This is a genomic window from Caballeronia sp. SEWSISQ10-4 2 (genome assembly GCF_030464885.1).
Lineage (GTDB): Bacteria > Pseudomonadota > Gammaproteobacteria > Burkholderiales > Burkholderiaceae > Caballeronia.
The window spans coordinates 35,812-46,395 of sequence record NZ_JALPRJ010000066.1 but is presented as its reverse complement, the minus strand read 5'-3'; the positions used below and the strand labels follow the sequence as shown (position 1 = coordinate 46,395).

Below are 10,584 nucleotides of genomic sequence, written 5' to 3'. Positions count from 1 at the left end.
ACTAACTTGCTGATTGTTGGGAGGCGTTTTCTTTGCTTCTGTTTCTTTTTCGCCGCGTCGGAAAAAGAAATGAGGTGCCGCCACGCACAGTGGCTAATAGCGATAAAGAGAATAACTAACTTAAACCAACCGCAAGCCTGAGAAGCACCAACCCAGCCTCCCCCCGACCGAGTGCGAACGAAAAACTATTGCGCTCCTACGAGCCTGTAACCCACCCCAGTCTCCGTAACGATATGAACCGGCTGTGTCGGATCAAGCTCGAGCTTGTGGCGAAGGTGCCCCATATAGACGCGCAAATAATGCTGGTTCTCAACATAAGCCGGCCCCCACACTTCACGCAGCAATTGCTGATGCGTAATAACTCGTCCGGCATGACGCACCAGCGTAGTCAGCAGCCGATACTCAATCGGCGTGAGATGAATCGCCGTCCCATCACGCGTCACGCGCCTCTCCGACAGATCAACCGAGACAGTGCCGAACCGTACCAACGGCGTCTCCTGTTGCCCGCCACGATTACGCCGTCGGAGTTGCGCGCGAATTCGCGCGAGCAACTCCGACACACCGAAAGGCTTGGTGAGATAGTCGTCCGCGCCCGCATCCAGCGCCGCAACCTTGGCGTCTTCGTGGGTGCGCGCGGAGAGCACGATCACCGGTTGCTCAGTCCAGGTACGCAGTTCACGAATGACATCGATACCGTCGGTGTCCGGCAAGCCAAGGTCGACGACAATGAGATCAGGCAAACGAAAAGCAGCTTCACGCAAGCCCTGTTGCCCGGTTTCCGCCTCGAACACGGTCATGCCCTGCGCTTCCAGCGTGCTCCGTACGAAACGGCGAATCTGCTTGTCGTCCTCAATGACAACAACAGTCAAAGTAGGCTCGCTCATGGAATATCCGACTCCGCGGCAGCGTCGGGCCCCTCGCCGCTCTCCTCGGGAAGCACCTCGAAATACGGCGTCTGATTGGCCGGCAGCGTAAACCAAAACCTCGCACCCAGAACTTTTCCTTCGCTATCCTCCCTATTCTCCGCACCAATCTTTCCACCATGCGCCTCTACAATCGCCCGGCAGATTGCGAGGCCCAAGCCGATCCCGGGCTTCGCAGATTCCTTCTCGCCACGCGTGAATTTATCGAAGAGCGTTTGTTGTATTCCCGAAGCCAGACCCGGCCCGTTGTCGTCCACGCAGACCCGGACATAACGTTCGCCGGCTTGCTGTTCGACAGCTGCATGGATTGACAGCGCCGAGTCTCGCGGCGTGTATTTCGCTGCGTTCTCGAACAAGTTGGCGAGCAACCGCTCCATCAGTACGGCGTCAAGTTGTATCAGCGGAAGGTCGGGCGGAACACGAACCTGCACTGGGCGCCCGGCGAGCGTACGGCGACACACGGCCAGAGCCGCGCCGACCACTTCCTCCAGCATCAGCCACTGCCGGTTCAGACGAATGCTCCCCGCCTGAAGCCGGGCCATGTCGAGCAGATTCGTCACGAGCCCGCTCATGCGCAGCGCTTCCTCGTGGATCGCGTGAACCAACTCGCGCGCACTGTCCGCAGACCCGTTAGGAAGACGCTGCTGCTCCTCCAGCACCGACGCGAATCCGACAATCGAGGTCAGCGGCGTGCGCAAGTCGTGCGAGATCGCCGAGAGCAGCGAGTTGCGCATGCGCTCCGACTCCATGTTGACCAACGCATCCTGCGCAATTTCAACGTAGTGGACACGTTCAAGCGCAAGCGCGATCTGCGAAGCAAACGTATCGATCATGCGCTGCTGTTCCGGTACCGCAAGCTCGGCGGCATTGCCGGTGATGAGCGCGAGGACACCGCGTGTACGCATCGGCGCCTTGAGCGGCAGATACAGCGCATTGCTGGCCGGCAGTGTGTCCGTTCCGCGCCCTGCGGGCTTCTGCTGGTCGTACACCCATTGCGCGATGTCGAAGTCGAGATCGGCCGCGTCGAGCGTGACCTGCGGATTCGGATCGTCAACTTTCTGCCGGACCTTTTCCGAGCTGTCGGGAAGCAGGATGGCGACCTTGGCCTGGAAGATTTCCCCCACGTGCCGCGTCCCTATTTCAATGATCTGCTCGGTCATCAATGCGCCGCCCAGTTCACGAGTCATGGCGTACATGGCGCCCGTGCGCCGCTCGCGTAGCGAGGCTACCCGCGCCTGACGCCGAAGATTCGAAGTCAGATGACTGATCGTCAAAGACGTCAACAGCATGACAAAGAAGGTCAGAAGGTACTGCGTGTCCGAGACCGAAAACGAGAATTGCGGTGGAACGAAGAAGAAATCAAACGCCGCGACGCTCAGGAATGAAAGTAGTACACCAGGGCCCCGTCCAAGTCGAACCGCGGCAAAGACGACGCCCAGCAAATACAACATCACAAGGTTCGTGAGGTCGATATGGCGGGACAGCAGGCCCGCTAGCGCGGTAATCGCAACGCCAATAGCGGCCGCAAAAATGTATGCGTTGGGTGAGGATCGCGTTTCATTGCGGACCCCGGCGAACATCGGAATGCTTGCGTGGCGCTCGCGCGCTTCCTTTGCCGCCTTCACGCCCACCAGCGTCACATCGATATCGTGCGCATACTGCACCAGCGCTTCGGCAACAGGCTGGTCAAGCAAACGACGCCAGCCAGGTGCATCGGACGCGCCCGCAACGATCTTCGATACATTGCGCATGCGTGCGTACGCGACCAGCGTGGCAGCCGCGTCGGCGCCATCGAGGGTCACGGTTTCCGCGCCCAGCTCGGACGCCAGCTTGAGTGCGTCCAGCGTGCGTTTGCGCCATGCATCAGGCAACCGCTGCAGCTTGGGTGTTTCAACATATACCGCCAGCCAGTCCGCCTTGAGGCTCGCAGCCAGACGCGCGGCCGAGCGAACCAGCGTGGCGCTTTCAGGACCCGGGCCAATGCATGCAATAAGCCGCTCACGTGCCTGCCAGATCCGGCTGATCGACTGATCAGCGCGATACTCGCGCATCTGCGCGTCCACGCGGTCAGCCGTTCGACGCAGCGCCAGTTCGCGCAAGGCAATCAGGTTGCCCTTGCGAAAAAAATTCTTTACCGCGTTTGCCGCTTGCTGCGGCATGTAAACCTTTCCATCCCTCAACCGGTCAAGCAACTCTTCGGCTGGCAAGTCGACGAGCGTGACTTCATCGGCGAGATCGAACACGCGGTCCGGCACGGTTTCCCATACGCGGATACCCGTGATCTGTCCGACGATATCGTTAAGGCTCTCCAGATGCTGGACGTTGACCGTGGTGTACACGTCAATGCCCGCGTCGAGCAATTCGTACACGTCCTGCCACCGTTTCAGGTGACGAGCGCCTTGCACGTTCGAATGCGCCAGTTCGTCGACGAGTATCAGTTGCGGTTTGCGCGCAAGCGCAGCGTCGAGGTCGAATTCGGGCAGTTGCCGGCCACGGTACTCGTAGTGCATCAACGGTATCGCATTCAGCCCTTCGACCAGTGCCAACGTCTCCTTGCGGCCATGCGTCTCGACGATACCGACGACGGTGTCGACACCGTCGTCCCGTCGCCGATGCCCGGCTTGCAACATGGCATAGGTCTTCCCGACACCAGCCGATGCACCGAAGAAAATCTTCAACTTGCCACGCTGCTTTTTCTCTTCGTCGCGCTGGATCTTGTCGAGCAGTTCATCGGGATCGGGACGGTCCATCAGCTAGCGGGCTTCAGGTCGTCAAGCGCGAGGTTCAGCTTCAGCACGTTCACGCGCGCTTCGCCAAGGATGCCGAACTGGCGCCCGCTCGTTGCGCGTTGAACCAGCGCATCGACGTCGTTATGCGACAGCTTGCGTGCCTTCGCGACGCGGTCGATCTGATAGGCAGCCGCGGCAGGACTGATCTCAGGATCGAGACCGCTGCCCGACGACGTCACGAGGTCGACCGGGATCGGCGCTGTATTCGTCGGGTCGGCATCGTGCAGCGCACTGATGCGTCCTTTCACTTCATCCGCAAGCGCCGGATTCGTCGGGCCGAGGTTCGAAGCGCTCGAGCCTTGGGGGTTATAAGGGTTCGGCGACGTGGCGGACAAGCGGCCCCAGAAATAACCCGGCGCATCGAATTGCTGACCCAGCAGTTCCGAGCCGACCGGCTTGCCGTTTTTCTCGATCAGGCTGCCGTTTGCCTGGCTGGCGAAAGCAGCATGCGAGACCGCGGTGACCACGACTGGATACACGACCCCGGTCATCACGGTCAATGCCGCGAACAACACGAGCAAAGGACGAAGGATGTTTTTCATGACTATTAACCTTGGTAAATTGAAACGAGGACCATTGAGCAGAAAAGAGGCCGGGTATATAAAGCTTGCGCACTACCCGGCCAAAGCCCTGCTCGGATCAGGCCCAGCCAAACGCAGTCAGAATCATGTCAATGAGCTTGATGAACGGGAACGGCAGCAAGATACCGCCGAGGCCATACACCAGCAGATTGCGGCGCAGGAGCGAAGCCGCACCCAGCGGCCGGTATTTCACGCCCTTCAACGCCAGCGGAATCAGCACGACGATGATCAGCGCGTTAAAGATCACAGCGGACAAGATGGCGGACGACGGCGAAGTCAGATGCATGACGTCGAGCACGCGCAATTGCGGATACGTCGATGCAAACGCGGCCGGAATAATGGCGAAGTACTTGGCCACGTCGTTGGCGATCGAGAACGTCGTCAACGAACCGCGCGTCATCAGCATCTGCTTGCCGATCTCCACAATCTCGATCAGCTTGGTCGGATTCGAATCGAGGTCGACCATGTTGCCGGCTTCCTTCGCCGCCTGCGTGCCGGTGTTCATTGCCACGGCAACGTCGGCCTGCGCAAGCGCCGGTGCGTCGTTAGTGCCGTCGCCGGTCATCGCGACCAGCCGCCCTTCAGCCTGATAACCGCGGATGGTGGCAAGCTTCGCTTCCGGCGTCGCTTCCGCAAGGAAGTCGTCGACGCCCGCTTCGGCTGCAATCGCTGCAGCGGTCAAGCGGTTATCGCCCGTCACCATCACGGTCTTGATACCCATCTTGCGCAACTCGGCAAAACGCTCCTTGATGCCGCCCTTGACGATGTCCTTCAGCTCGATCACACCCAGGACACGCGCACCTTCTTCGCGCCTGTCGGCCACCACGAGCGGCGTGCTGCCTCGACGCGCGATTTCATCGACCGCATTCGATACTTCCTGCGGATAACGGCCGCCATTGCGTTCAACGTACATCTTGACCGCATCGGCTGCACCCTTGCGAATCTCACGATCCGGCAAGTCGACGCCGCTCATGCGTGTTTGTGCGGTGAAGTTCAGGAACGTCGCGTGAAGCGTAGCCATCTCGCGTTGGCGAATGTTGAAACGCTGCTTGGCGAGCACAACAATACTGCGGCCTTCAGGCGTTTCGTCGGCCAGCGATGCAAGCTGCGCCGCGTCGGCCAGGTCCTGCTCCGAGAGACCCGGAGCCGGCACGAAGCTCGATGCCTGACGGTTACCCAGCGTGATCGTGCCGGTCTTGTCGAGCAACAGCACGTCGACGTCACCCGCTGCTTCAACTGCGCGGCCTGAGGTCGCAATCACGTTCGCCTGCATCATGCGGCTCATGCCGGCCACACCGATGGCAGACAACAGACCGCCAATCGTGGTCGGGATCAGGCAGACCAGCAGGGCGGCCAGCGCGGTGATTGTCACCACGTGACCGGCCTTCATTGCGCCAACCGAGAAGATCGAGAACGGCAGCAGCGATGCGGTAGCAAACAACAGCACCAGGCTGAGCGCAACCAGCAAGATCGTCAGGGCGATTTCGTTAGGCGTCTTTTGACGCTTGGCGCCTTCGACCATCGCGATCATGCGGTCGAGAAACGCCTCGCCCGGATTGACCGTCACACGCACGACGATCCAGTCCGACAGTACACGGGTACCACCCGTCACCGCCGTAAAGTCGCCGCCCGATTCGCGGATCACCGGCGCTGATTCACCCGTGATCGCCGACTCGTCGACTGAAGCAACACCGTCGACCACTTCACCGTCGGCCGGAATCACGTCGCCCGTTTCCACGAGGACGATATCGCCCTTGCGCAGCTCGGTTGCAGTCGTGATGCGGATCGACCCCTTCGGATTCGGCGCGTCCAGCTTCTTTGCCATCACATCGCGCTTGGCGCTGCGCAGCGACGCGGCCTGGGCTTTGGAGCGTCCTTCGGCAAGTGCTTCGGCGAAGTTCGCAAACAGGACCGTGAACCACAGCCACAGCGAGACCGCGAGAATAAAGCCTGCCGGCGCCTCAGCCTGCCCCGAGAGCGCCGCGACCCACAACACCGTGGTCAGGATGCTGCCGATGTAGACGCAAAACATCACCGGGTTGCGCAACTGCGTACGCGGGTCCAGTTTCCTGAACGAGTCCGCAATCGCCGGCATCACGATCACCGGGTCGAACATCGAACGAGCTGCCGAGCGTGAATGGCTACTCGGCTCCGGATTTTTCTCCGGTGCCTTGTTCGGCGTTTTCACTGGCGGTTTGACAATTGTGTTCATACTTTCCTCTGTATCAATGACCGCTTATTTGCCCGAGAGCATCATCAGATGCTCGACCACAGGGCCCAGCGCAAGCGCGGGTACGTAGGTCAATGCACCGACCAGCACGACTGTGCCGAGCAACAACACGACGAACAGCGGACCATGGGTCGGCAAGCTGCCGGCCGTAGTGGCAATACGCTTTTTAGCAGCGAGCGCCCCGGCAATGGCCAGCACCGGGATGATCGAACCAAAGCGGCCGAACCACATGGCAATGCCGGTCGAGATGTTGTAGAACGGCGTGCTTACCGTGAGGCCAGCGAAGGCGCTGCCGTTGTTGTTCGCAGCGGAACTATAGGCGTAGAGAATCTCGGAGAATCCATGCGGCCCGGGGTTCGCTATGCCCGCTTGACCCGCTGTCGTCAGCACGCCAATCGACGCACCGAGCAGCACCAGGAACGGCGTCAGCAACACCACGATCGCCACCATCTTCATCTCGTACGATTCGATCTTCTTGCCGATGTATTCAGGCGTACGGCCGATCATCAGGCCGGCAACGAACACCGCGAGCATGGCGAAGACCAGCATCCCGTATAAGCCCGAACCCACGCCGCCGAAAATCACTTCGCCGAGCTGGATCAACAAGAGCGGTACGAAGCCGCCCATTGGCGTCAGCGAGTCGTGCGCGTTGTTCACAGCGCCGCACGATGCAGCCGTGGTCGCAACCGTGAAGATGCCCGACTGCACAATACCGAAGCGCACTTCCTTACCCTCGGCGTTGCCGCCTGCCTGCATGGCGGACGCGCTCTGGTCGACATGCAGCGAGGTGAACAGCGGATTGCCGGCCTGCTCGAACGAAATCTCGCCCCAGCACGCAATGGAAAAGGCAATGGTCATCGCCGCGAGGATCGCGTAGCCCTGCCGTTTATCGCCCACCATGCGCCCGAACACGACACACAACGCTGCCGGAATGACGAGCATTGCAATCATCTGGACGAAGTTGGAGAACGGCGTCGGGTTTTCGAACGGATGCGCGGAGTTGGCGTTGAAGAAGCCACCGCCATTCGTGCCGAGCATCTTGATCGCTTCTTGCGAAGCAACCGGGCCCATCGCGATCGTCTGCTTGTCGGCCTTGTTGTCCACCATCACCGGATTGCCCTTGGCATCCTTGACCGGATTGCCCTGCGCATCCGTCTTCGGCGTCTGGTAGACCGTCGTCTGCACTGTCGAAACGTCCTGGTAAGCCTCGAAGTTCTGGATCACGCCTTGGCTCACGAACACCAGCGCGATAACCGTGGCGATCGGCGCAAGGATGTACAGCGTGATGCGAGTCAGGTCGACCCAGAAGTTACCGATGGTCGCAGCGGTATGACGCGCGAAACCGCGAATCAGCGCAACAACAACGGCAATACCGGTCGCGGCAGAGAAGAAGTTCTGCACGGTCAGGCCAACCATCTGCGACAGGTAGCTAGCAGTCGCCTCCGGCGTGTAGTCTTGCCAGTTCGTGTTGGTCACGAAGCTGACTGCCGTGTTGAACGCGGCGTCCGGGGTCATCGGACCAAAGCTTTGCGGGTTGGACGGCAACCACTGCTGCAGGCGCATGAATCCGAAGACGACCAGCACGCCGAGCGCATTGAAGGCGAGCACGGCAAATGCGTAGTGCTTCCACGACATTTCCGACTTGTCGTCGACGCCGGCGAGTTTGTACAACAGCACTTCGACCGGGCGGCCGATGCGTCGGACGACTACAGACGAGCCGTCGAGTACGGACGTCATATACCGGCCGAGCGGAATCGCAAGCGCGATCAGCACGACGATATACAGGCCCGTTTGAAACAGTGTATTGGCGTTCATTCCAGATCCTCCGCACGCAGTAGTGCGTACACGAGGTACACGAATAACAGCAGTGTCGAAGCACCTGCCAGGATCATCATCCAGGTGGTCATGGACGACCTCCCGGAGCGCGACGCAACTTGTCGCAACCGATGGCGAGGGCCGCAGTCACTGCCCAGAAGGCGATGATGCCGGCGATATATAGCAGGTCCATTGTTTTGATCTCCCGTAGCGGATTTGGACGTGCTGAAGGTTAGTTGATCGCGCGTAAACGGCCGGAAAAGAGAACGAGCGGGGGTATAAAAAAAGTGTAAACACGCGGAGGGAGAGTTTGGCGCCAGGGGGTGGGTGCGGGTTATGACCGGTGGATGGACTTATCCGAGCGTGAGGCGGTGCTGAGAAACGCTAAAGGGCCGGATGACAAGCCGCCGCGAGAGACAAGGCACTGGAGGGATGGCGCAGCAGGGGAGTAAAGCGATGCCGCAGTTGACCAGCGGACTACAAGTGGACTAACATGAACTTAGTCCACTAGGAGCGAATATGCAAACCGTCAACATTCACGATGCAAAGACTCATTTCTCCAGGCTTGTCGATGCCGCGGCAGGTGGCGAAGAAATCATCATTGCGAAGGCCGGCAAGCCCGCTGCCAAACTGGTGCCCATACAGCATGACCGGAGTCCGCGTCGTTTCGGTGGTTTGAAAGGAAAGGTAAAAATTGCCGACGACTTCGATGCGCCCTTGCCCGAAGACCTGATCGCTGCGTTTGAGGGACGTTGATGCGTTTGCTCCTCGACACTCACATTTACCTGTGGGCGGTGACGGACAGCCGAAAACTATCCAAGCAAGCGCGAAAACTGATTACTGACGCCGACGAGGTTTTTGTGAGCAGCGCAAGCATTTGGGAAGCATCCATTAAAGTCGGCTTGGGCAAGCTGGATGCTGATGTAAATCTTTTGGTAGCAGAGATAGACGCAAGCGGCTTCAAGGAACTGCCGGTTCGTGCAGTGCATGCCGCATTGGTCAGCGACTTGCCGGACATTCATCGCGATCCGTTCGACCGGCTTTTGATCGCACAGGCGCTTTCTGAACCCCTTCGCCTAATGACAGCCGATAGTCATCTGGGGGCGTACACCGAGCTCGTCATCACGGTTTAAGGAGAAACTCGTCATTAAGGGCAATCGAACGGTTGCCCTTAATGCTTAGTGCACAGTCCGCTAACCGCCTTCCCTCATTCTCCAATCACGCAGAAGCCGCACGGCGAAGGCGCCGTGCAATTCGTCCGAACGCGTAAAACTGCTGCGCCCACACGCCGTATCCATAGTCGCGCGCAAAACCTTCCGGCACGGGCAACTGGTCCCGAATGCCGGTCGGCTCGATCGAACGATTCCACGCCGCGGTCTTGAACAACATATCCCACCACGGAAACAGGACGCCGAAGTTGCAGCCATATCGCGTGCCTTCGTGACCATAACCCACCGCGTGATGGCGCCGATGAAACGTCGGGCTCACCAGCAGGCGATCAAGGAACGGAACCACCGGCAGGTGCGCGTTCACGTGCTGGATGCTTTGCAGCACATTGCTGACCGCGACCAGCACCACGAACTGCGATGGCTGGACGCCGATAAAAAGCGAAAGCGCCGCAAAGAATGCTGCCTGGATGATGTCATCGAGAAAATGATTCCGGTCGTCGGCCCAGAGCGACATCTGCTGTTGGCTGTGGTGAACGGCGTGAAGCTCCCACCAGACGCCAAAGCGATGTTGCCAGCGGTGATACCAGTAACCCGCGAAATCCAGGATCACCAGATAGATCAGGAATGACACGACCGGTTGATCCGTCACGCCGGGCCAGATGCTGTCGACGTCGATGTTCGGTATGTCGTAGATCGCAATCAGGCTCTGCCAGTGATTGAACAAGGGCTGCAGGAGAAAGAAGAACGCAAGGTTAATGAGCCCGAGCTTGGCGATCCAGGTATAGAAGACGTCAGAACGAACCGCCTTTCTATCCTGCCATGTTTCGATCGGCCGCAACGCCTCCAGCGGGCGCAGGATCGCGAAGGTGGCCAGTATCTCCAGCACCCCGATGATCACCCAGTAGAGCGCATCGTAGGTATCTTCGTCGTACCCCATCAAGCCGACCTTGAAGAAGATCGGCTGGACGACATCGACATATAACAGGGTCTGCAAGGTAGAGACCACGTTGTCGAGTTGCGCGGCGATTTCAGCAATCATGGAGGTCCTCTTGTACTACCTGAAAATTAACCGAGGGG

At 59.4% G+C, this 10,584-nt stretch carries 9 protein-coding genes; 2 read left to right on the top strand and 7 right to left on the bottom strand.

The window, feature by feature from the left end:
- Positions 1–185 precede the first annotated feature (185 nt).
- From kdpE to kdpF, 6 genes are all read right to left on the bottom strand, one after another.
- Complete coding sequence (gene kdpE, locus M0D69_RS32890) at positions 186–884, bottom strand: two-component system response regulator KdpE (protein WP_301786015.1); 699 nt, start codon at positions 882–884, stop codon at positions 186–188.
- Positions 881–3,673 carry a sensor histidine kinase KdpD gene (locus M0D69_RS32885; protein ID WP_301786014.1) on the bottom strand — a complete coding sequence of 931 codons (2,793 nt, stop codon included), beginning with the start codon at positions 3,671–3,673 and terminating at the stop codon, positions 881–883. The genes kdpE and M0D69_RS32885 overlap by 4 nt, the downstream gene beginning before the upstream one ends.
- Positions 3,673–4,254, bottom strand: coding sequence for a potassium-transporting ATPase subunit KdpC (gene kdpC, locus M0D69_RS32880; RefSeq protein WP_301786013.1), 582 nt, complete (start codon positions 4,252–4,254; stop codon positions 3,673–3,675). Before kdpC ends, M0D69_RS32885 begins: the two co-directional genes overlap by 1 nt.
- A 97-nt stretch (positions 4,255–4,351) precedes the next feature.
- Positions 4,352–6,409, bottom strand: coding sequence for a potassium-transporting ATPase subunit KdpB (gene kdpB, locus M0D69_RS32875; RefSeq protein WP_301786016.1), 2,058 nt, complete (start codon positions 6,407–6,409; stop codon positions 4,352–4,354).
- A 120-nt stretch (positions 6,410–6,529) separates the two neighbouring features.
- Positions 6,530–8,338 (bottom strand): potassium-transporting ATPase subunit KdpA, encoded by a 1,809-nt coding sequence (gene kdpA / locus M0D69_RS32870; protein WP_301786012.1) that lies wholly within the window; start codon positions 8,336–8,338, stop codon positions 6,530–6,532.
- Positions 8,335–8,430, bottom strand: coding sequence for a K(+)-transporting ATPase subunit F (gene kdpF, locus M0D69_RS32865; protein WP_063779061.1), 96 nt, complete (start codon positions 8,428–8,430; stop codon positions 8,335–8,337). Before kdpF ends, kdpA begins: the two co-directional genes overlap by 4 nt.
- Before the next feature lie 427 nt (positions 8,431–8,857).
- Here kdpF and M0D69_RS32855 point away from each other — a divergent pair, with 427 nt between their 5' ends.
- Positions 8,858–9,094: a type II toxin-antitoxin system Phd/YefM family antitoxin gene (locus tag M0D69_RS32855; protein WP_301786010.1), complete on the top strand. Its 237-nt coding sequence runs from the start codon at positions 8,858–8,860 to the stop codon at positions 9,092–9,094.
- Positions 9,094–9,471, top strand: coding sequence for a type II toxin-antitoxin system VapC family toxin (locus M0D69_RS32850; RefSeq protein WP_301786009.1), 378 nt, complete (start codon positions 9,094–9,096; stop codon positions 9,469–9,471). The genes M0D69_RS32855 and M0D69_RS32850 overlap by 1 nt, the downstream gene beginning before the upstream one ends.
- Before the next feature lie 85 nt (positions 9,472–9,556).
- Here the strand turns inward: M0D69_RS32850 and M0D69_RS32845 are convergent, their stop codons facing one another.
- Positions 9,557–10,546 (bottom strand): sterol desaturase family protein, encoded by a 990-nt coding sequence (locus M0D69_RS32845; RefSeq protein ID WP_301786008.1) that lies wholly within the window; start codon positions 10,544–10,546, stop codon positions 9,557–9,559.
- Between the last annotated feature and the right edge of the window lie 38 nt (positions 10,547–10,584).

Coding starts and splice junctions, on each gene's coding strand:
- kdpE (WP_301786015.1), bottom strand. CDS start 884: ATGAGCGAGCCTACTTTGACTGTTGTTGTCATTGAGGACGACAAGCAG.
- M0D69_RS32885 (WP_301786014.1), bottom strand. CDS start 3,673: ATGGACCGTCCCGATCCCGATGAACTGCTCGACAAGATCCAGCGCGAC.
- kdpC (WP_301786013.1), bottom strand. CDS start 4,254: ATGAAAAACATCCTTCGTCCTTTGCTCGTGTTGTTCGCGGCATTGACC.
- kdpB (WP_301786016.1), bottom strand. CDS start 6,409: ATGTTCGACCCGGTGATCGTGATGCCGGCGATTGCGGACTCGTTCAGG.
- kdpA (WP_301786012.1), bottom strand. CDS start 8,338: ATGAACGCCAATACACTGTTTCAAACGGGCCTGTATATCGTCGTGCTG.
- kdpF (WP_063779061.1), bottom strand. CDS start 8,430: ATGACCACCTGGATGATGATCCTGGCAGGTGCTTCGACACTGCTGTTA.
- M0D69_RS32855 (WP_301786010.1), top strand. CDS start 8,858: ATGCAAACCGTCAACATTCACGATGCAAAGACTCATTTCTCCAGGCTT.
- M0D69_RS32850 (WP_301786009.1), top strand. CDS start 9,094: ATGCGTTTGCTCCTCGACACTCACATTTACCTGTGGGCGGTGACGGAC.
- M0D69_RS32845 (WP_301786008.1), bottom strand. CDS start 10,546: ATGATTGCTGAAATCGCCGCGCAACTCGACAACGTGGTCTCTACCTTG.